The organism is Rhizobium sp. C4, assembly GCF_021026315.1.
In the GTDB taxonomy this organism is placed as follows: Bacteria; Pseudomonadota; Alphaproteobacteria; order Rhizobiales; family Rhizobiaceae; genus Ensifer_A.
Genome location: NZ_JAJNCX010000002.1, coordinates 296,510 through 316,121, shown reverse-complemented (window position 1 = coordinate 316,121; position 19,612 = coordinate 296,510). Strand labels below are relative to the sequence as shown.

The following is a 19,612-nucleotide window of genomic DNA, read 5'->3' as shown; positions in this document are numbered from 1 at the left end:
GGTCATTGTCCGGAAAATGTGGGTTTGCGCTTTTCCCTGAAGGCGGAAACGCCTTCATTGCGGTCGGCGCTGGCGGAAATGGCGGCACTGCCCAGCGCTTCGATCATCGCGCCGGCATCTTCGCCGCGGGCAGCATGGATCATGGATTTGGCGATCTCGACGGCGCGAGGCGAAAGCTCGGTGACGCGCGCGGCAATCGTTTCGGCCAGCGCGCGAACATCCTCGCCAACCTCGGCCGCGAAGCCGAATTGCAGCGCCCGCTCGGCGCTGATACGGCGGCCGAACAGCGCCATTTCCTTCAGCACCGGCTCAGGCAGCAGGCGCGCGAGGCGCTGCGTGCCAGACCAGCCCGGCACGATGCCGACGGCAGCCTCAGGCAGCGCGATCGTCGCCCGTGGCGTCATTACGCGAATGTCGCAGGCCGAAGCCAGTTCCAGCCCGCCGCCGAAGGCGTGGCCGTTGAGAACGGCAATCGTCGGCTTGGAAAGCCGCGCCAGCCGGTCGAAAATGCGGTGGCCGCCGCGAACCCAGTGGCGGGCGAATTCCGCCGGCGTCAGGTCGCCCCAGCCATTGATGTCCGCGCCCGAGCAAAAGGCCTTCTCGCCCTCGGCGGTGACGAGAACGCAGGCAATCTGCGTATCCCGCTCGATCACGTCGAGATGGGCGGCAAGGCGCGCCAGCATATCCACCGTGAAGGCGTTGAGCTTGGTCGGATTGTCGAGGCGGATTTCGGCGATGCGGCCACGGATGTCGAGATGAACGTCGCTCATGGCGTCCACCCCATCGGCTGGGCAGCAAAGAGGCTCGCCGGCATGGTCGTGGCATTTTCGGCAACCCGAACCCGGCCCTGCGATGCGCCGATGATATCGGCCTGCGCATCGATGCCCGGCATGATCTCTGTTGCGACCAGCCCGCCCTCACCCAGCCGCATGACGCAGCGCTCGGTGATGTAGAGCACGTCCTGCCCCTGCGCCCGCGCCCGGTTGCCGGAGAAGGTCACATGCTCGACGCGCTCCACCATCTTGGTGAACTTGCCGGGCTTGGCAACGCGGATGCCGCTGTCGCTCAATGCGATATCCGCACCCGCCTCGAACCAGCCGGAGAAGACGATCTTCTTCGCATGCGCCGTGATATCCACGAACCCGCCGCAGCCGGCCGTGAGGTACGGCTTCTTGCCGAGCTTGGAGACATTCACATTGCCCTCGATATCGACCTCGAGGAAGGAGAGGAACGAGACATCGAAGCCGGCGCCCTGGAAGTAGATGAACTGTTGCGGCGACGGCACATAGGCATCCGCATTAGAGGCGCATCCGAAGGCGAAATCGGTGAGCGGCATGCCGCCGACCGCGCCTTGCTCGATCGCCCATGTGACAGCGTCGGGATGGCCTTCCTCAAGCAGGATGCGCGGCACCTGCGCGCTGATGCCGAAGCCGAGATTGGCCGTCATCCCGCCCTTCAGCTCCATGGCGGCACGCCGCGCAATGACCTTTTCGACGCCATGTTCGGCGAGTTTGAAGCTCGACCAGGGCTGCATGATCTGCCCGGAAATCGCCGGATCGTAGGGCGTTTCGCAGGTCTGTTTCTGGTGTGGATCGACAACGACGAGATCGACCAGATGGCCAGGCACACGCACATCATGCGGGCGCAGGCTGCCGGCCGCCGTCGTCCGGCTGACCTGCGCGATGACGAGGCCGCCATGGTTGCGCACGGTGATCGCCTGTTCCAGCCCGCCGAGATAGGCGCCTTCGTGCTCATAGGTCAGGTTGCCGCGCTCGTCCGCCGTGGTGGCGCGGAGAATGCAGACATTCGGAATGATATTGGGGAAATGCAGCCAGGTTTCGCCTGCAAATTCGACACGCGACACGATGGGCTGCGCCGCGCCCTTGGCATTCATCGCGCAGCCTTCGCGGATTGGATCGACAAAGGTTTCGAGGCCGACGCGGGTCAGCACGCCAGGACGGCGGGCGGCGGCTTCGCGATGCATGTCGAACATCACGCCGGACGGCACATTATAGGCCGCAACGCGATCCTCGACGATCATCTTCCAGATCTTCGGCATCGGCAGGTTCGAAGGGCCGGAGGGGTAGGAGCCGGCGAGCACACGGGAAAGCAAACCGTCCTTGGCAATATGATCCATGCCCTTGACGCCATACATGTCGCCAGCGGCAATCGGATGCAGCGTCGTGAGATTGCGCGGATGGCCTTCGGCATCGAAGCGTTCGCCGAGCGCCTTCAGCACCCAATCGGGACAGCCGAGTGCGGAGGAGGATGAGACGGTGACCACCGCGCCATCGGGAATGCGCGCAACCGCTTCTGCAGCGCTGACGACCTTGCTCACTTCATGCCTCCATAATTGATTGTCACGCGCGCGCCGGTCTCGGCGGCCTCGTGTACGGCTGCGGCGACAGCGAGCGACTTGACGCCATCGATGCCGGTTGCGGCAGGCGAACCTTCGCCACGCACGGCGGCTTCGAACTCGGCCACGCCGGTGACGTAGAGATCATGCGCATCGAAGGGGATCGCATGGCGGCCCGCGGCATCGACCAGTTCGATCTCGCCGACCGGCTTCTGGGTCATCACGCCGCGCGCGAAGATCGAGCCCTCAGTGCCGTGAACTTCAAGCCCGCTGCCGGCAAAGGGATGGGTGAAGCTTTCATGGCTCATCACCATCGCGCCGGAGGGCATGGCCCAGACCGACATCGCGGAATCCTCAACGCCCTGCCCCATGCCCGAACTCGTCGCCTGCGCGACGACGGAGACCGGGTCTTCGTCCAGCAGGAAGCGGACGACATCGGCATCATGGACGGTGATATCCGGAATGACGCCACCACCTTCCGCCGCCGAATTGATGCGCCAGCCTTGCAGGCTTTCCGGCAGATGCACCGCATGGAAGACGCGCACCGACAGAACCTTACCCACACGCCCGTCACGGATCAGCGCCCTGACCGTGCGGTGACTACCCGAGCAGCGCAGATGATGGTTGGTGGCAAAGGTGACGCCCGCCTCATCTGCCGCACGCACCATGGCGGCCGCATCATGAACGGTCATGGCCAGCGGCTTTTCGCAGAGCACATGCTTGCCGGCGGCAATGGCCGCAACCGCCTGCATGAGATGCTTCTCGTTCGTGGTGGAAATGTAGACCGCATCGATCGCCGGATCGGCCAGCGCCTCGTTGAGGTCAGTGCCGAAGGCCGGGATACCATGCTCGCGGGCATAGGCCTCGGCGCGATCCGGAGAGCCGCTGACGACACGCGCGACGGCGCTGCCCGCCTGTGCGCGGATGGCCCGGATCATGTGCTGTGACGCGATCGTACTCGCGCCCACCAACGCCCACCGCATGCTTTCCTCCCGAAATGCTTATTATTTGGATCGTTCCAATATGGATATGGAACGATCCAAATAATGTCAACCGAGAATTTCGAGGATTTTTCAACAGGGGCGTCAGCGTGTCGGGCTTCGGGCTACGGGCATCATCTCATCCCAGATGATGCCCAGGTGGGCGGCGGGGGCTCATCCCGATCAGCAAAGCGTTCAAAGGACGATCGCGCGTGGGGTCGTCATCGGCAAATCAAAATACGGCAGGAAGCACCAAAACCGGCGGTGCGTTCACGAACGGCCGGCGAAGAGTTCGAATACCCGCGCAACCCCGCCCAGCGCGGAAGCGTTGCGGCCGAGCGCGCCGCGTTCCATCCGGGGCGCGCGGTTCAGTTCGAGCGCCATCGTCTTCATTTCGTCCTGGACGATGCCGATAAACCGCTCGCCGGCTCCGGCAAGGCTGCCCCCGATCAGCACCAGTTCCGGGTTCAGCGTGTTGCACAGCATGCTCAACGCCTGAGCGACGCGTCTCGCCGTATCGGCCATGATCCGCGTTACCGCTGGATCGCCCTGGCCATATAGCGTCATCAGCCGCGCCAGTGTGATATCCGCATGCACGGGTCGCGCCTGGGCAAGGACGGCGGGAATGCCGGCATAGACTTCCAGGCAACCGCGATTGCCGCAGCGACAGATCGGCCCCTGCGGGTCGAGACTGATGTGGCCCAGTTCACCCGCCCCGCCATTCTGCCCGCTGATGAAGTGACCGCCCGCGACCACCGCACCGCCGACGCCCGAGTGGAGCTTTAGATAGATGAAATTCTCGACGCCCTTGGCCGCCCCCCAGACGGATTCGCCGCGCGCGGCCAGTCGCGACTCGTTTTCCACGACGAAGGGCATCGGCAGGCGCTCGGAGAAGAGTTGCAGCACATTGCGGCCGCTCCATTTGGGGATCATCGCGGAGCGCGTCGTCACGCCCTCATTGCTGGTCGGACAAGGAAGCCCGATGCCGACACCCAGCAGGCGCTCCGTCGACATGTTGGCGCGCTGAGAGAGACGGTCGATAATGTCAAAGGCGGCCTCGATACCGGCGTCGAATTCATAGTCGGCCCCGAGTTCCCGCTCCTCGATGGCAAGGATATTGTGCTGCAGGTCGGCGACGACCCCGCGCACATGCCGAAAGCCGAAATCGATGCCGACGGCAGCCCCGGCCCCTTGCGCCAGCGCGATCGTGGTGGCCGGCCGGCCGCGCCCGGCGACAGGAACCGTCTCCATCTCTTCGACCAGCCCCTCATCGATCAGGGCGCCCACCGCGCCCGTGATCGTTGAGCGGGCGATGCCAATCCGGCGCGCCAGATCGGCGCGGCTGAGCGGTCCCGACTGCTGAAGCAGCGTGATGATCTCGTGCCTGATATTCCTGCTGCGATAGGATGGCTGCATGGTGCTCTCTCGCTGAAAGGCTTTCAGCTTCAATCATTTGGAAGGCGATTGCCGCCAATTCCGGGAACGGCTCGAATGCAATTTAATTTTGTTGACGAACAAAATAAAGCTTCGATAGCCTCAAAATCGAGGAAATTGAACAAAATCGTCGATCATGATCGCGATGGCGTTCCGGGAGGATTATCAGCATGAATGAACGGGCTCCGGCAGCCTTGGTGGCGAACGTCCATGGATCCGTGGATCCGGTTTTTGCACGTGTGCGGGACGCGTTTGCCACAAATCTGGCGGTCGGCGACGATCTCGGAGCCTCCGTCGCCGTGTTTCAGCACGGCCGATGCGTTGTCGATCTGACCGGCGGCGAGACTGCGAAGGGCGCGCCCTACCCGCATGACGCCCTGCAGCTTTTCTATTCCGTGACAAAGGGGGTCACCACCTTCTGCCTCATGCATCTTGCCACGCAGGGCAAGCTCGAGCTTGACGCGCTGGTCACCCGCTATTGGCCGGACTTCGGCGAGGCCGGCAAGGATGCCGTCACCGTTCGCCAGATGCTCTCGCATCAGGCGGGCCTTTGCTCCATTGCCGAACCGGTCACCATGGCCGACCTCTCCAATTGGGACCGCGTCACGTCTCTTCTGGCAGCCCAACGCCCCTATTGGACGCCGGGCACAGCGCATGGCTATCACGCGCTTACATTCGGCTTTCTCGCCGGTGAACTGGTGCGCCGCATCTCGGGCAAGTCGGTTGGAACCTATCTACAGGACGTGTTCGCGCAACCGATGGGGCTGGACCTGTTCATCGGCCTGCCCCCACATCTCCATGACAGGGTTCAACGTCTGTTCGATGCCCCGGCCAATCCCGCATTGGGCCGCGCGCTGGCAGATGCGGCGATGAACCCGCGCTCGTTGACACATGGCGCGTTTGCCAATCCGCCGATCGATACTGAAATTTTCAACGACCCGGCCGTCTGGGCAATGGAACTGCCCGGCGCGAATGGCATCGGTTCGGCTATAAGCCTCGCGGCCCTTTATTCGACCGCCATTGATGGGCCACTGCGGCAGATCTCGGCGGAGACGGTCAACGACTTCCGGCGCGAATGCGTGTTCGGAGACGACCTCGTTCTGACCGAACAGCCGACCCGTTTCGGGGCCGGCTTCATGCTTCCCTGCCCGCGTGATCCCATGCTGTCGCTGAACTCCTTCGGCCATAATGGCCGTGGCGGTTCGCTGGCATTTGCCGATCCGGAATCGGGTATCGCCTTTGCCTATGTCGGCAATCGCCTCAATCATGAGCCGAGCCCGCATACACGCCTGTGGCGGCTTCTCGCAGCCCTGCGCGAAGCGCTCTGAGCCAGAACCAATTTTTCAAAGTGGAGGAAACACATGAAAACGCTTAGCAAACTGCTGATGTCTGCCGTATTCGCCATCGGCGCGATGGGGGCCGCTGTCGCCCCGGCCGCTGCCGATGACAACATCATCTTCCTGTCCGGCCCGCTCACCGATCCCTTCTTCGGCGCCATGAAGGCAGGCTCCGATGCGGCCGCCAAGGAACTCGGCGTCAAGTATCAGTATTCGACCACGCCGGACTTCAACGACATCGTGGCGCTCTATACCCGTCTTGGCGAGGCGGCCATTGCCCGCAAGCCGCAGGCGCTCGTCATCGGTGACTTCTTCCCCGACAGCGTCGAGCCGCTGATCAAGAAGGCCGTGGCCGCCGGCATTCCGACGGTCGTCTTCAATTCCGGCCGCACCAAGTGGAAGGAACTCGGCGCCATCGGCTTTGTCGGCGAAGATCCGACGCTGATGGGCAAGGCGGGCGGCGAGGCACAGGCCAAGGCCGGCGTAAAGAACGGCATCTGCGTCGACCACGTTGCCGCCAATCCGGTTCTGGAACAGCGCTGCAAGGGCTATATCGATGCCGTCACCGCCGCCGGCGGCAAGGCCAAGATGATCACCGTGCCCTATGAGGACACGACCAACGACCAGAAGCTCCAGCAGGCCATCGGCGGCGCTCTTCTTTCCGACAAGACCATCGACGGTGTCTTCACCCTCGGCCCGAGCGTCGCCATGAACGCCATTGCCGCCGTCAAGCAGACCGGCCGCAAGATCACCGTCGGCACGACGGACCTGTCGACACCGGCACTGGAAGCCGTCAAGGCCGGCACGCTGCTCTTCGCACTCGACCAGCAGCCCTTCCTGCAGGGCTATTACGGCCTGCAGATCGCCGCGCAGTACAACAAGTACAAGGTGGCACCGGTGACGGAAGTCAACACGGGTCCCTTCATGATCGACGCCTCGAATGTCGATGCGATCCTGGCCGTCAGCAAGACCTATCCGGGTATCCGCGGCGCAAACTGAGTTAAGACTGGAAGCGGCCCGGATCGCCCCACGCGACCCGGGCCGTGAATATCAGCAGGAGAGCCAGAGTGAGCGCTGCACCGAAAAAGACCCTCAGGATTGTCAACCTGATATGGCTGGGGCCGGCCATCGCCTGGCTCGTCATCTTTGCCTTCTTCGCAATCGTCGGCGGCGAAAACGGCTTCCTGACATCGAGCGGGACCGCCGGCTGGCTGAACATTGCCGCCGAACTCGGCATCATCGCCATCCCCGTCGGCCTCCTGATGATGTCGGGCGAGTTCGACCTGTCGACCGGCTCCATGGTGGGGGCTGCCTCCATCATCGTGGCCGTCGGCAAGAGCTATTACGGCATTTCCTCCGAAGCTGCGATTGCCCTCGCGCTGGTGCTTGCGATCCTGGTGGGCACATTCAACGCGACGCTGGTGGAGCGCACCAAGCTTCCCTCCTTCATCGTGACGCTTGCCTCCAACATGGTGCTGATGGGAACGGCTCTCGGCCTGTCACGCCTGCTTGCCGGCACGAGCACGATTTCCATGAAGGACGACGGCTGGGCGAAGGACGCCTTTGCCACGAAATTTGGCGATTTCAATATTTCGATCGGCTGGTGGATTTTCGCCGCCGTGCTGGCCGCCTGGGTTCTCAGGCGCACGCCGTTCGGCAACTGGGTTCTCGCCACGGGCGGCAATCTTGATGGCGCGCGCCGCGCCGGCGTTCCGGTCGGCCGCGTCAAGCTGGTCCTCTTCATCTGGACCGCCGTCAGCTCGGCCTTTGTCGGCGTGATGACGACATTCGAGTTCAACCAGGGCAATGCGACGACCGGACAGGGCTATGTCTTTCAGGGCGCAATTGCTGCCGTCATTGGCGGTGTGCTGATCACTGGCGGTTTCGGCTCCGTGCTCGGCATCGTCTTCGGCACGATGATCTATGGCGTCGTCAGCCTCGGCCTCTTCTATACCGGCTGGTCGACCGACTGGCTCAGTACATTCGTCGGCGCGCTTCTCGTCATCGCCGTCATCACCAATAACGTGGTCCGCCAGAAGGCGTTGACGCAGGGAGCAAACCGGAAATGACCGGCATAACACCCATTATCGAATTGCGCGACATCTCCAAGAGCTACGGCAACAACACCGCGCTGTCCGGCATCAATATCAGCGTCTATCCGGGCGAGGTCCACTGCCTTCTGGGCGACAATGGCGCGGGCAAGTCGACGCTGATCAAGATGATGTCGGGCGTCGTGCCGCCGTCAACCGGCCAAATCCTGTTCGACGGCAAGCCCGTGAACCTCGCTTCGCCGCGCGAGGCCATGGCCTATGGAATTGCGACCGTGCATCAGGATGTCGGCTCCATTCCGCTGCTGGGCGTCGCGCGAAACTTCTTCCTCGGCGTCGAGCCGACCAAGGGATGGGGTCCGTTCAAGCGGATTGATTTCGACAAGGCGGGCGAAATCGCCATCGAGCATATCCGCGCCATGGGCATCAGCCGGGTCACCGATCCCGACCAGCTGGTCGGCACGATGTCGGGTGGCGAGCGACAGGCACTCGCCATTGCGCGCGCGCTCTATCTCGGCGCCAAGGTGCTGATCCTTGATGAGCCGACCGCAGCGCTGGGTGTTCGCGAATCCTCCGTCGTCATCGACGCCATTCGCAAGGCCCGCGCGCAAGGCGTGGCCCTCGTCTTCATCACGCACAATGCCCCGCATGCCTTCGCCGTGGGTGATCGCTATACGGTTCTGCTGCAGGGCCGCGTCGCGGCGAGCTTCAGCCGCGGCGAAAAGACACTCGACGAGCTGACGACCTGGATGGCGGGCGGCAAGAAGATTGCGGAAGACGCGACCGTCTGACCGGTCCCGAACGCCAGCCGCTTTCCACGACACGAAAAGACCCCGGCGCATCCGCACCGGGGTCTTTTCGTGTCCGCACCTCTGGGGTTTCGATCCGAACTACTCTCATCCCGACCACAGCGGTGGTTCTGCGCGAGCTGCCTGGCGCTAAAGGATGGCCACGGCCCGCGTCCAGCCGGCCGAGGCACCCTTGATCTTGACCGGGAAACAGGAGATCAGGAAGCCGGTGGCGGGCAATTGCTCCAGATTGCTCAGCTTTTCGAGATGGCAATAGCCGATCTCGCGACCCGCCTTGTGACCTTCCCAGATCAGGCTGGCGTCTCCGGTCTCGGCGAACTTCTTCGCCGTATGCGGAAACGGAGCATCCCAGCTCCAGGCATCCGTTCCCGTGACGCGCACACCGCGCTCCAGCAGATAAAGCGTCGCCTCGCGCCCGACACCACAGCCTTTTCCGAGGAAGTAAGGTTGGCCGTAGGCCGCCCCGGCCGAGGTGTTGACGACCACGATGTCCAGCGGGCGCAGTTCGTGCCCGATGCGCTTCAGCTCGGCCTCGACATCGGCCGCGGTCGCCACATAGCCGTCCGGCAGGTGGCGGAAATCGAGCTTCACGCCGGGATTGTAACACCATTCGAGCGGCACCTCGTCGATGGTGATCGCGCGCGCGCCACCGTCCATGGTGGGATGGTAGTGCCAGGGCGCGTCCAGATGCGTGCCATTATGCGTGGTGATCTTCATCTCCTCGACGGCCCAGCCCTGCCCGTCGGGCAGATCCTCGACCTTCAGTCCCGGAAACATCGCCACGATGTCTTCGGCTCCACGCTCGTGGCCGATATAGTTGATTTCGGGCTTCATCATCGGCGGGTCTGCCATCGTGTGATTGTCGATGGCGACTGAAATATCGATCAATGTCCTGCTCATGGGTTCTCCTCCCCGTATTCGCGCTTGTCTTATCAGCTTTTGGCAATCACCACACGATTGGTCAGCTCGCCGAGCCCTGCCACTTTCAACGTCACTTCATCGCCGTCGTTGAGGAAACGGTCAACCTCCAGGCCGCATCCATAGCCCATCGTGCCCGAGCCGATGACCTCGCCGGGATAGATGGTTTCGTGCTGGGTGATATAGGCGAGAATGTCGGCAAAGCCGTGTACCATTTCCTTCGTGCTGCCTGTGGCCCAGGTCGTGCCGTTCACCGCGACGGACATTTCCAGTGCCTGCGGATCGGCGACTTCGTCGGCCGTCACCAGCCACGGCCCCATCACGTTGCCGCCGTCGAAACTCTTGCCCTTGGTCGGCCCGAGCATGCCCGCCATTTCAAGGTTCTGCATGTCGCGGGCGGAAAAGTCGTTATAGATCATGTAGCCGAAGACATGGCTGAGAGCGTCCTCGCTGCTCAGATCGCGGCCCTTGCGGCCGATGACAATCGCGCATTCCAGCTCGAAATCCATGATGCTCGAATAGGCCGGCCAGACGACCACATCGTTCGGGCCCGCCACGGAAAACCGGTTGGTGAAATAGTAGATCGGGCGATCCTTGTAGACCTGCGGGATGTCGTCCAGCGGCTTCACCTTGGCCAGCCCCTCCAGATCGCCCGTGCGGCGCATCGCAATCTTCGCCATGCCGGCTGGCGCGCGCTTGATGTGACCTTCGAAGACCGAGCAGTCGCGTATCTGCGGCGGCACCGGAATGGGGGCCAGAAGCCGGACGTCGGCGAGCGCGATGCGCGCGATGACGGGCGTCTCGATATCCAGCTGGCGCGCCCGCACCGAACCGGCGGCACCGCTCTCGATCAGGTCCAGCATGGAGCGGAAGGCCGGATTGTTCGGCTCGGCAGCGGTCAGATTGACGATGCTACCCGTCTCGGCATTGAGCACGCCGATTGCAGTTTTGCCTTGAAATTCAAAGGTTACGAGCTTCATGTGAGTTCCTCCTCCGACCCGTCACGTCAACTAATTCACATATGCTTAGCGTAATCGTATACGATTTTAAACATCATATATTGCGCTTTGTGAAATTTGTCGTAGATTGAGTTCACTGTTGCAGGCCCGGCAAATGGGAAGAGCCGCCTGCGAGAGATTTGGAGGAGGAGAAACCATGAACATATTTCTGAAAGTCGCGATCGGTGCCTGCGCAGCACTCGCAACGCAGGCCGCCTATGCCAACGACAAGATCACGATCGCCTACACGCCGAACGCCGAATCCGCGCCCATCTATGTCGGTGCCGAACAGGGCATCTTCGCCAAGCATGGCCTCGACGCCGAGCTTGTCGCCGTGCCGCTGAATTCCGCTCTGCCGGCAGCGATCATGTCGGGCAGCGTGACCATCGCAACATTCACGCCCACGACCTTCATTCAGGCGAGCAACAACGGAATTGAACTTCGCGCCATTGCCGGCATGACCGTCACTTCCCACAAGGCGACCCGTGTCGGGCTCGTTGCGGCCAAGGGCGGAAAGATCACCAAGGTCGAGGATCTGAAGGGCAAGAAGATCGGCGTTCCGGGGATTGGTGCCGTGCTCGACATCATGGCGCGCCGCGTCCTGATCGACAAGGGCGTCGACCCCGCCACCATTTCTTACACCGAAACGACTTTCCCGACCCAGGGCGACCTGCTCAAGGGTGGCACGGTCGATGCGGTCGTCTCCGTCGACCCATTCATCGGGCGCATGGAGGGAACGGGTGTCGGCGTGCTGATCGGCGACCTTCTGGAAGGCGTGGACGACGGGCAGACGGCCCAGTTCTTCGGCGTTTCCAAGGAATGGGCTGACAAGAACCCGAACGCCATCAAGGAATTCCGCGCGGCGATCGCCGAGGCGAATGAGTTCGTCAAGAAGGACGAGGCGAAGACACGGGAAGCCATCGGCAAGTATCTGAAGCTGCCTGCACCAGTTCTCACCACCATCGCCCTGCCGGCAACCGATGCCAGCATTACGGCGAAGCAGCTCGACTGGTGGGCTGGCGTCATGAAAAAGCAGGGTATTATTTCTGGCGATATCGATACAAAACAGCTGATCGCCAAATAACAACCTAGCGGATTGCATGACATGAGCGAGCGACCAGGCCCATCCCTGACCTTGACGGACCAGGCCGAGACCCTGTTGCAGGACGAGATCGTTTTCGGGCATCTGCCGCCCGGCGAGCGCCTTGTCCTGCCGACACTGGGAAAACGGATCGGCATCGGTCTCACCCCCATGCGCGAGGCGCTGTCGCGCCTCGTGAACCGGGGGCTCGTCACGGTCGAGGGCAACAAGGGATTTCGCGTGGCAGCCGTCAGCCGACAGGATCTTGTCGACCTGACAGAGACACGCGCGATCATCGAGCTTGCCGCCTTGCGGCTCTCCATGCAGAGCAACACCGGTGAATGGCAGGACGGCATTGCCCTTGCCATTCACAGACTGACCCGGATCGTGCGCCAGTTCGAGGGGTCGATCCTGGACAACATCACGGCCTATGAGGCGGCCCACAAGGCCTTTCACAGTGCGCTGATTGCAGGCTGCGGCCTTAACCGGCTGATCGACATGCAGTCGACGCTTTATGATCAGGCGTTCCGCTATCGGCGCCTGCTGGCCGAAACGGGGATGGTGCCATCGGTCGCCATCACCGAACACCAGAAACTGGCGGATCTCGCTGTCAGCGGCAAGGAGGAGGAGGCCTGCGCCGCGCTGAAGGAACATCTCGGCCTCACCTTGAGCGCCGTCTCCTCCGCGCTGGCATAACCAGCGCGCTTGACATCGGAAGACATTTGCCGGTAACGGCTTGGGAGTGAGCAATGACGCAGATTGGGCAAACGGCTCAGATGCGCCTGGAAGGGGTGAGCCTTTCTTACGGCGCCAAACTCGTACTCAGCGATATCAATCTCGACATCGCCAGAGGCGAGATCGTCTCGGTCGTCGGTCCTTCGGGATGCGGCAAAACCACTTCGCTGCGCGTGCTGGCCGGTCTGGTCAGCCCCAGCGGCGGGCGGATTGTCTATGAAGGCACGCCGCTTTCCGGGCCACGGCGCGACATCGCGATCGTTTTCCAGGACTATGGCAAGGCGCTCCTGCCCTGGCGCACGGCCTATCAGAACATTTCGCTGGCACTTGAAACCATGGGCACCGACAAGTCGGAGCGGCCGGATCGCATCCATGCCCTGCTGAAGCTGATCGGGCTTGGCAATCATGCCGACAAGTTTCCCTCCCAGATGTCGGGCGGCATGCAGCAGCGCCTGCAGATTGCCCGCGCGCTGGCCCAGGAACCGTCCGTACTCTTGATGGACGAGCCCTTCGGTGCGCTCGACGCCATGACCCGCCAGACCCTTCAGGACGAGTTGCTGACGCTGAGCACCAAGACCGGCGCGACAATCTACTTCGTCACCCACGATCTGGAAGAAGCCGTCTATCTGTCCGACCGCGTCGTCGGCCTGCTGCCCAATCCGGGGCGCGTCGGCCGGATCTTCGACGTGAACCTGCCGCGTCCGCGCGACCAGCTGACAACGCGCGAGAGCCCGGAATTCCTGCATCTGCGCCACGAGCTTTATCAGTTTGTGAAGGGGGCCGAGCAATGACCGCACCCGCTGGCCCGACACGGCCATTCGACTGGCGCCCTCTCGCCGTGCCGCTGGCCCTGATCACGGCCTGGGAGCTGGCCATGGTGCTGGGTCCGGCCACGACCAGCGAGACGCTGGCCGCCCCGCATGCGGTTCTGGTCGGCTTCTTCACAATAGTCGCGGACGGAACGCTTCTGACAGCAACCGCCCAGACGCTTGGCGCAGCGTTGGGCGGATTGGCGGCAGCGGTGGCGATCGGTCTCGTGCTCGGCCTCGTCCTTGGCCTCTCCGCTCTTATCGACATGCTGCTGGAAGTGAGCATCGAGGCGATACGCCCGGTTCCCTCCATTGCGCTCGTGCCGCTCGCCATGATGATCTACGGCTTCGGCTACCGGATGGAAATGTCCATCATCGCCTTCACCGCCATGTGGCCGGTGATGATCCTCACGCGCACGGCCATACGCGATCTGGAGCCGCGCCTCCTGGAAGTGGCGAAGGCATTGCGCATGAGCTTTTCGGACAAGGTCATGAAGATCATGCTGCCGGCGATTGCCCCCCGCGTTTTCGTCGCCCTGCGGCTTGCCGCCGGCGTCGCGCTGGTGGTGGCCATCACCGTCGAAATCGCCTCCAATCCGCAAGGTCTTGGGGCCGCCATGATCCTGGCACAGCAGACCTTTCATCCCGAGCTGACGCTGGCAATCCTGATCTGGATCGGACTGCTGGGCTACGGCATCAACCACGCCCTGCTCTATCTTCAACGGCGGCTTTTTGCCTTCGGCACCGGATCGGAGGTCAGCCATGACGCTCGCTAGGACCATCGGCTTCATCGCAAGCCTCGCCGTTGCCATCCTCTTCATCTTTCTCTGGCACCTCGTCACGCTCTACAAGCTCGTGCCGCCGGTCTTCCTGCCGCCGCCCATGAAAACCTATGATGCGCTGGTCCAGGGCCTCGCGTCCGGGCCGTTGCTGAAAGCGTCGCTGGCGACATTGCAACGGATGCTGCTCGGCTGGCTGCTCGCCTGCGTGGCTGGCGTTGGTATCGGCGCGCTGGTCGGCACCTCGCCCGTGCTCATGCGCTATCTCGGCCCGACGCTCGAAGCCTTCCGCCCCATTCCGGCCTCAGCACTCATTCCCGTGCTGATTGCCATCGTCGGGCTTTCGGAAGGTATGATCCTTTCCGTCATCGCCTTCGGTGCGCTCTGGCCGATGCTGCTCGCAACCATCCACGGACTGCAATCGGTAGAACCCCTGCTCTACGACGTCGCCGGGGCCCTGCGTATGAACATGGCCACGATCATCTCGAAAATCGGCCTGCCGAGCGCCGTGCCGGACATCCTTGCGGCAATGCGGCTGTCCCTGACCATCGCCCTCATTTTGGCAACCGTTTGCGAAATGCTCAGCGGCAATACCGGGCTCGGACAATGGCTTCTCTATTCGGCGCGGCAGTTCTCCTCCGCAAACCTGTTCGCCGGCATTCTCATCCTGGGTGTCTTTGGCTACCTGACAAACGCGCTCATGACCGTCGCCGAAAGACACCTGCTGCGCTGGAAGTCACCGCACGAGGCCAACCGCGCGGGGATTGCTTGAGCCCCGCCGGTCGCATGGCGGCCGGTTTTGAGTAAGGTCCGGGTACAAAGCCGGGAACCGCTAAAAATCCCTGGTGTTCAGGGACTAGTGCCCACTCTCAGTGTTCATGTGAGCAGGCTCAAGCCTGCTCACATAGCATTCATACGATCAAGACACGGTCACGGCTCAACTGAACGAATTCAACTTGAGATAATTGCGGATCGTTCGGGGAGACACACCGTATTGGTTTGCCAGGTATTGGACCTCTGTCCCTTCGTGAACGGCGTGGATGACCTGGTGGATCTGGGTCGGAGTTAACGCCGATCTTCTTCCAATTTGGCTACCGCGCCGCCGTGCCGCCTCCATCCCAGCTCTTGTGCGTTCGCTGATCAACGAACGCTCAAATTCGGCCAATGCTCCCATGATATGGAAGATGAGCCGGCCACCTGATGAACTCGTGTCGATATTTTCGGTAAGCGACTGAAACTCCGCATTCCTCCGGGCCAGCGCATCAACAAATGCGATCAGGTGGGGAAGCGAGCGACCAAGGCGATCAAGGCGCCATACGACAAGCTTGTCACCATTCTTGACCGTCTCCAGAGCCTCCATAAGGCCAGGTCGCTCGAAATTTTTGCCAGAAAGTCCATGGTCAGTGAAAATTCTTGAGCATTCTGCATGATTGAGCGCAGCGAGCTGAAGGTCCAGGTTCTGTTCTTCAGTTGAAACGCGTGCGTAACCGAATTTCATTATCGATTCCTTACACATCGGTGCCGGGTGAGCCGACGATCCAATGCCTCCCATCCACCCAACTCCTGTTATATAGTTACAAACACCCCCATCTTTCGTATAATTCCAATTGCCACCTATGCGCTAGTACAAGATCTTGGGGACGAGTTGCTTACACAAAGCGACAGAGACGTGTTTCAAGACCTCCTTCTCGGGGGACGGTCTTGATTCACAGCGATCTGGCGGATATTCAACTGCGGATCGTCGTGGGACTATCAGTCGGTGTTCGCACGCCAAGGATGGACCTCATTGCAGGCCTTGGTCGAACACAGTGCAGACCTGCGACGAATACCCCCGCCAATTTGACTGTCGCAACGGCCCATTGGAACCGTCGTCACTTGGAGCGAGCGCATCGAATTACAATGCCGCTCCGGAGCTGCTTGCAAAGCGCTCAACAATCGAGGCCGCCTGTTGCAGAGTTGGGATATGGCGCAGACGTTCTGCGCGCGGAGGTCAAAACCCACAGAAACAGGCGGGGTCGTTCCGCCAAGAAAATTCTAAAAACCAACGGCCTGCGACGTCTGGGCCGTGGGCATAGTTTCAGCATCAAACGGATGCTCCAAGCAACCCGAGCAGTTGCGTCCAGTCGCGATCTGCTGCGACGAGATCCGGGAATCCCTCTCCCCCTCCTTGCACCTCCCGCCCCCTGGGATGTCCCGCTAGACCTTCTCAACAGTGGATGGGATTAGTGCATCGGATTAGCGGCTTCCGCACGACAGATCATTCGCTGCAAGGTCCTCGGAGTAAGGTCATATCGTTTGGCCAAGTCGACGATTGGTTCGCCACGCACCCGAAATGCGACCATAGCCTCTTCCAGTTTATCTTTGGAAAGAAGTCGTGGCCGCCCAAGTGTTCGGCCATTTTGCTTTGCTGCGGCCATCCCCGCCCTTGTTCGTTCGCTGATGATGGTTCGCTCGAATTCCGACAGGGCCGCTATCATGTGGAAAACAAGCCGCCCGCCTGATGAGCTGGTATCGATGTTCTCCGTGAGTGAATGGAAATCAACACCTCGATCCCCAAGTTCATCCATAAGTTGAACAAGTCTTATCAGTGAACGTCCAAGCCTATCCAGACGCCACACGACGAGCGTATCACCCGGACTGAGTGTCGACAAAGCTTCGTCGAGACCCGGACGAACAAATCCAGCACCTGAAGCCCCATGATCCGTGAATATCCTTACACATCCCGCCCTCTCCAGCGCTTGCATCTGAAGATCAAGCTTTTGATCTTCTGTGGAGACACGCGCATATCCTAATCGCATTTCTGGCCTTCTTTCTCCACTCGTATGGCGTTAACCCCATTCTATCTCAGCTGCATTCACGCCATCCGTTGGACAATCTTTCGCTCAGTTAAGAGCTAAATGTTGACAAAAAAGGGTCCCTTTTTTCAGTTCCGATTCGATGCCTTAATAGTGTCGAAAACATCAGTATTCTCCGCCTTCGACCCCTAAGATCGGGCCTTGAGTGTTGTCTACCTCAAGGGACCCTTTTATGCAGGGGAATGAGGCAGGGATAACAAAGGGTTACCGTACTTTTGGTACGGAAACCGACACTGTCCGCGTCTATTGTGCGATGGAGCCCCTGGAATCGGCTTCCGGGCGCAATTCGTCACCGAATATCCTCGGCGCGTGTGCTGCAGCGGTGTCTGGCGCCATTGCCGGCTTCTTCCTGTCCGGCGCCTTCAGCCTTGCCGGCATCGCATTTGTTTCCGTCTCTGCCGGCGCGATTCTGGGCTGGATGGCGCGGGGGCTTTCACGATGAAAGCCTTGCCTCCCAGCCTTTCCACCTATCGTTGGCATCCCGTCGGATCGATCAGTGGCGTGGTCGTTGGCGGAACGGGCAGCCCGGTTTGCCTGGGCCGTGCCAAATCGGCACTTGTCCGGTTTCCTTCGCTGTTGACTGGCTCTGCCCCCGCCTCGGCTCCGGCTCCACACTCAGCTCGGATGCGTGCGAAGGTGCCCCTTCGGCAGAGCCTTGCGACCCGATCGGCATCGAAGGGTCATGCTCCCTGGCAAAAGCGCCCGGATGTTCCGCTCGTCCTGATCCCGACCGATGAGCACGGGGCGACGCGATGAAGAAGCCGTCGTCCACCTTCAGCGTGACCATCGACAATCTCCCGCAGATCGCCGCGGCGTATTCGGAAGGCGTTGCCGCGCGTGTCCTCTACGAAACCTGGCAGCGGCTTTCGTCGACCCTTGGCGCCGACACATGGCATGTGTCTGAAAAGTCCTGGGGCGTCGCCCTCGAATTCCGCGGCAACGAGAGACTGGCGGCACCATCCGTCATTGAATTCATCGAAGCCGCCGTGACGGTTGCCGCGCGGCGCCCCGTGGCCATCGGACCTCACCGCATCGTCATGGGCCTCAGCGCCGACTTTGGCCACCCAATCCAGGCAGACGGTTCGGCCAGGGTGGAAGCTTCGCAATATCGTCTCGATATGTGTGCGGCAGCACTCGCCTACGGCGCGATCGATGCGGGGATGATTCATTTCGCAGAGCAGCCCGTCGTGGCTGCGGGTGAAAAGGCCGAGCCCCTGTACTTTGAATGCCTCGCTCGTCTTGTGAGCGATGATGGGGCCGTCATTGTACCGGGCACCTATCTCGGAGCGCTGGAGCGCCTCGGTCTCGTGCGCGCGTTCGATCGTCATGTCGTGCGTGAAGTCATCCGCCAGCTCCGACTGCGGCCGGACGTCGTCCTCGGTTGCAATATATCCGGTCAGTCTGCCGTTCGTGACTTCTGGTGGAAATCAACGTTCGAAGAGCTCTCAAAGCGTCCTGATATCGCGGGGCGCCTGGTGATCGAGATCACCGAGACCGCAGCACTGCCTGATGTCAACGAGGCAGTCGCATTTGTCTCGGCCGTTCGCCAGACCGGCGCACGTGTTGCACTTGATGACTTCGGCGCAGGGCACAGCTCGCCAACATTCGCGCGCAACGCGCGCGTCGACATTGTCAAGATTGACGGGTCCTACGTTCGCCAGCGCATCGCCGGGCCAGACGGTCGATATCTGCTTCACCATCTTGTCAACCTTGTCGGCAATCTCGGTTCGACGGTCGTCATCGAGGGGATTGAAAGCGCCGAGGATTTGCGACTTGCCGTCGAGACCGGCGCCAAGTGGTTCCAGGGCTTTTACTTCCAGCGTCCGCAGCTTCCCCATCACGTTCTCGACTGGATTGTCATCTCGAATCCGGGGAGGCCGCATTGATGGACCACAATGCTGCCTGGCACAGCTGGGGATTGATCCAGGACGGGGTATTGTTGCGCTCCGGCCGCACGCTTGCGAGCCTTGCCACCTCCAGCGAACAGCACTCCTTCGAACAGTTGCTCGATCGGCTCGCGTCCCTCACGCCGCTCAGCGAACGTCCCGATCACGCCCTGCAACATCTTCATGCATGCGCCAAGAATGCCCGCGCACTGATGGAGGATCCCCGATACGGCCTCTCCGCGGACGCGATCGGCTGCCTGATGAACACGTTCGAGGCCGCGCTCATTGCGGCAACGGACGACCTGATCTTCTTCATTGATGACAGCAAGCTCGGCCCGGTTCGGCGGGACGATCACGCTGCTGTGGCTTCCATCGCATCGCGGCATGGCAGCGCTATCCGCCAATGGTGGTCAACCTACTCGGCTGCCATCGAAGCCCTTTTCGGGGGTGCCAACCCATGAGCCACGCACCACGCCCCTTCGAGCCTTGTCGGAAACAGCACATCCCACGGAAAAATCCCGAGATCCTTGGGGTCCGGGACCGGCATCATGGGCCCAACATCACGTCCCTGCTGCTCGCCGCCCATA

The 19,612-nt window shown here is 61.6% G+C and carries 20 protein-coding genes; 12 read left to right on the top strand and 8 right to left on the bottom strand.

The window, feature by feature from the left end:
• Positions 1-2 precede the first annotated feature (2 nt).
• From LQK84_RS05060 to LQK84_RS05045, 4 genes are all read right to left on the bottom strand, one after another.
• Complete coding sequence (locus LQK84_RS05060; RefSeq protein ID WP_230827569.1) at positions 3-770, bottom strand: enoyl-CoA hydratase/isomerase family protein; 768 nt, start codon at positions 768-770, stop codon at positions 3-5.
• Positions 767-2,338: an acyl CoA:acetate/3-ketoacid CoA transferase gene (locus tag LQK84_RS05055; protein ID WP_230827568.1), complete on the bottom strand. Its 1,572-nt coding sequence runs from the start codon at positions 2,336-2,338 to the stop codon at positions 767-769. Before LQK84_RS05055 ends, LQK84_RS05060 begins: the two co-directional genes overlap by 4 nt.
• A complete protein-coding gene (locus LQK84_RS05050) occupies positions 2,335-3,339 on the bottom strand; it encodes a Gfo/Idh/MocA family protein (protein WP_230827567.1) in 1,005 nt (334 codons plus the stop codon). Before LQK84_RS05050 ends, LQK84_RS05055 begins: the two co-directional genes overlap by 4 nt.
• 267 nt (positions 3,340-3,606) lie before the next feature.
• Complete coding sequence (locus tag LQK84_RS05045) at positions 3,607-4,752, bottom strand: ROK family transcriptional regulator (protein WP_230827566.1); 1,146 nt, start codon at positions 4,750-4,752, stop codon at positions 3,607-3,609.
• A 188-nt stretch (positions 4,753-4,940) separates the two neighbouring features.
• On the opposite strand from LQK84_RS05045, the gene LQK84_RS05040 reads away from it, so the two are divergent.
• The 4 genes from LQK84_RS05040 (at position 4,941) to LQK84_RS05025 (ending at position 8,946) form a co-directional block, all read left to right on the top strand.
• Positions 4,941-6,098 (top strand): serine hydrolase domain-containing protein, encoded by a 1,158-nt coding sequence (locus LQK84_RS05040; protein ID WP_230827565.1) that lies wholly within the window; start codon positions 4,941-4,943, stop codon positions 6,096-6,098.
• A 33-nt stretch (positions 6,099-6,131) separates the two neighbouring features.
• Complete coding sequence (locus LQK84_RS05035; protein ID WP_230827564.1) at positions 6,132-7,106, top strand: sugar ABC transporter substrate-binding protein; 975 nt, start codon at positions 6,132-6,134, stop codon at positions 7,104-7,106.
• Positions 7,107-7,174: 68 nt separating this feature from the next.
• Positions 7,175-8,176, top strand: a complete 1,002-nt coding sequence (locus tag LQK84_RS05030; protein WP_230827563.1) for an ABC transporter permease — start codon at positions 7,175-7,177, stop codon at positions 8,174-8,176.
• Entirely contained in the window at positions 8,173-8,946 is a 774-nt protein-coding gene (locus LQK84_RS05025; RefSeq protein WP_230827562.1) for an ATP-binding cassette domain-containing protein, read from the top strand. The genes LQK84_RS05030 and LQK84_RS05025 overlap by 4 nt, the downstream gene beginning before the upstream one ends.
• A 147-nt stretch (positions 8,947-9,093) precedes the next feature.
• Here LQK84_RS05025 and LQK84_RS05020 read toward each other — a convergent pair whose 3' ends face one another.
• Positions 9,094-9,864 carry a cyclase family protein gene (locus tag LQK84_RS05020; RefSeq protein WP_230827561.1) on the bottom strand — a complete coding sequence of 257 codons (771 nt, stop codon included), beginning with the start codon at positions 9,862-9,864 and terminating at the stop codon, positions 9,094-9,096.
• A 32-nt stretch (positions 9,865-9,896) separates the two neighbouring features.
• Positions 9,897-10,862: a fumarylacetoacetate hydrolase family protein gene (locus tag LQK84_RS05015; protein ID WP_230827560.1), complete on the bottom strand. Its 966-nt coding sequence runs from the start codon at positions 10,860-10,862 to the stop codon at positions 9,897-9,899.
• 175 nt (positions 10,863-11,037) lie between these two features.
• Between LQK84_RS05015 and LQK84_RS05010 the strand changes: the two genes are divergently transcribed.
• From LQK84_RS05010 to LQK84_RS04990, 5 genes are read left to right on the top strand one after another with little or no spacing between them, the layout of a single operon-like run.
• Positions 11,038-11,964, top strand: a complete 927-nt coding sequence (locus LQK84_RS05010; protein WP_230827559.1) for an ABC transporter substrate-binding protein — start codon at positions 11,038-11,040, stop codon at positions 11,962-11,964.
• 21 nt (positions 11,965-11,985) lie between these two features.
• On the top strand, positions 11,986-12,657 hold the full coding sequence (locus tag LQK84_RS05005; protein ID WP_230827558.1) for a GntR family transcriptional regulator: 672 nt from the start codon (positions 11,986-11,988) through the stop codon (positions 12,655-12,657).
• A 53-nt stretch (positions 12,658-12,710) separates the two neighbouring features.
• The gene (locus LQK84_RS05000) at positions 12,711-13,487 is read left to right on the top strand and encodes an ABC transporter ATP-binding protein (protein ID WP_230827557.1); all 777 of its coding nucleotides are present in this window, start codon (positions 12,711-12,713) and stop codon (positions 13,485-13,487) included.
• On the top strand, positions 13,484-14,281 hold the full coding sequence (locus LQK84_RS04995) for an ABC transporter permease (protein ID WP_230827555.1): 798 nt from the start codon (positions 13,484-13,486) through the stop codon (positions 14,279-14,281). Before LQK84_RS05000 ends, LQK84_RS04995 begins: the two co-directional genes overlap by 4 nt.
• Positions 14,268-15,056, top strand: a complete 789-nt coding sequence (locus tag LQK84_RS04990) for an ABC transporter permease (RefSeq protein ID WP_230827554.1) — start codon at positions 14,268-14,270, stop codon at positions 15,054-15,056. Before LQK84_RS04995 ends, LQK84_RS04990 begins: the two co-directional genes overlap by 14 nt.
• A 165-nt stretch (positions 15,057-15,221) precedes the next feature.
• Here the strand turns inward: LQK84_RS04990 and LQK84_RS04985 are convergent, their stop codons facing one another.
• Together LQK84_RS04985 and LQK84_RS04980 are read right to left on the bottom strand one after the other, a co-directional pair.
• A complete protein-coding gene (locus tag LQK84_RS04985; RefSeq protein WP_230827553.1) occupies positions 15,222-15,782 on the bottom strand; it encodes a recombinase family protein in 561 nt (186 codons plus the stop codon).
• Between the two features lie 724 nt (positions 15,783-16,506).
• Positions 16,507-17,082: a recombinase family protein gene (locus tag LQK84_RS04980; RefSeq protein ID WP_230827552.1), complete on the bottom strand. Its 576-nt coding sequence runs from the start codon at positions 17,080-17,082 to the stop codon at positions 16,507-16,509.
• 229 nt (positions 17,083-17,311) lie between these two features.
• Here LQK84_RS04980 and LQK84_RS04975 point away from each other — a divergent pair, with 229 nt between their 5' ends.
• The 3 genes from LQK84_RS04975 (at position 17,312) to LQK84_RS04965 (ending at position 19,486) form a co-directional block, all read left to right on the top strand.
• A complete protein-coding gene (locus tag LQK84_RS04975) occupies positions 17,312-17,581 on the top strand; it encodes a hypothetical protein (RefSeq protein ID WP_230827551.1) in 270 nt (89 codons plus the stop codon).
• Between the two features lie 310 nt (positions 17,582-17,891).
• The gene (locus tag LQK84_RS04970; protein ID WP_230827550.1) at positions 17,892-19,025 is read left to right on the top strand and encodes an EAL domain-containing protein; all 1,134 of its coding nucleotides are present in this window, start codon (positions 17,892-17,894) and stop codon (positions 19,023-19,025) included.
• Positions 19,025-19,486 (top strand): hypothetical protein, encoded by a 462-nt coding sequence (locus tag LQK84_RS04965; protein WP_230827549.1) that lies wholly within the window; start codon positions 19,025-19,027, stop codon positions 19,484-19,486. The genes LQK84_RS04970 and LQK84_RS04965 overlap by 1 nt, the downstream gene beginning before the upstream one ends.
• The last annotated feature ends 126 nt before the right edge of the window (positions 19,487-19,612 follow it).

Bases quoted from the DNA above. Each gene is read 5' to 3' on its own strand.
- LQK84_RS05015 (WP_230827560.1), bottom strand. From the start codon at position 10,862: ATGAAGCTCGTAACCTTTGAATTTCAAGGCAAAACTGCAATCGGCGTG.
- LQK84_RS04985 (WP_230827553.1), bottom strand. From the start codon at position 15,782: ATGAAATTCGGTTACGCACGCGTTTCAACTGAAGAACAGAACCTGGAC.
- LQK84_RS05040 (WP_230827565.1), top strand. From the start codon at position 4,941: ATGAATGAACGGGCTCCGGCAGCCTTGGTGGCGAACGTCCATGGATCC.
- LQK84_RS05050 (WP_230827567.1), bottom strand. From the start codon at position 3,339: ATGCGGTGGGCGTTGGTGGGCGCGAGTACGATCGCGTCACAGCACATG.
- LQK84_RS05045 (WP_230827566.1), bottom strand. From the start codon at position 4,752: ATGCAGCCATCCTATCGCAGCAGGAATATCAGGCACGAGATCATCACG.
- LQK84_RS04970 (WP_230827550.1), top strand. From the start codon at position 17,892: ATGAAGAAGCCGTCGTCCACCTTCAGCGTGACCATCGACAATCTCCCG.
- LQK84_RS05020 (WP_230827561.1), bottom strand. From the start codon at position 9,864: ATGAGCAGGACATTGATCGATATTTCAGTCGCCATCGACAATCACACG.
- LQK84_RS04980 (WP_230827552.1), bottom strand. From the start codon at position 17,082: ATGCGATTAGGATATGCGCGTGTCTCCACAGAAGATCAAAAGCTTGAT.
- LQK84_RS04975 (WP_230827551.1), top strand. From the start codon at position 17,312: ATGCAGGGGAATGAGGCAGGGATAACAAAGGGTTACCGTACTTTTGGT.
- LQK84_RS05060 (WP_230827569.1), bottom strand. From the start codon at position 770: ATGAGCGACGTTCATCTCGACATCCGTGGCCGCATCGCCGAAATCCGC.
- LQK84_RS05010 (WP_230827559.1), top strand. From the start codon at position 11,038: ATGAACATATTTCTGAAAGTCGCGATCGGTGCCTGCGCAGCACTCGCA.
- LQK84_RS05025 (WP_230827562.1), top strand. From the start codon at position 8,173: ATGACCGGCATAACACCCATTATCGAATTGCGCGACATCTCCAAGAGC.
- LQK84_RS05005 (WP_230827558.1), top strand. From the start codon at position 11,986: ATGAGCGAGCGACCAGGCCCATCCCTGACCTTGACGGACCAGGCCGAG.
- LQK84_RS05000 (WP_230827557.1), top strand. From the start codon at position 12,711: ATGACGCAGATTGGGCAAACGGCTCAGATGCGCCTGGAAGGGGTGAGC.
- LQK84_RS04990 (WP_230827554.1), top strand. From the start codon at position 14,268: ATGACGCTCGCTAGGACCATCGGCTTCATCGCAAGCCTCGCCGTTGCC.
- LQK84_RS04965 (WP_230827549.1), top strand. From the start codon at position 19,025: ATGGACCACAATGCTGCCTGGCACAGCTGGGGATTGATCCAGGACGGG.
- LQK84_RS04995 (WP_230827555.1), top strand. From the start codon at position 13,484: ATGACCGCACCCGCTGGCCCGACACGGCCATTCGACTGGCGCCCTCTC.
- LQK84_RS05035 (WP_230827564.1), top strand. From the start codon at position 6,132: ATGAAAACGCTTAGCAAACTGCTGATGTCTGCCGTATTCGCCATCGGC.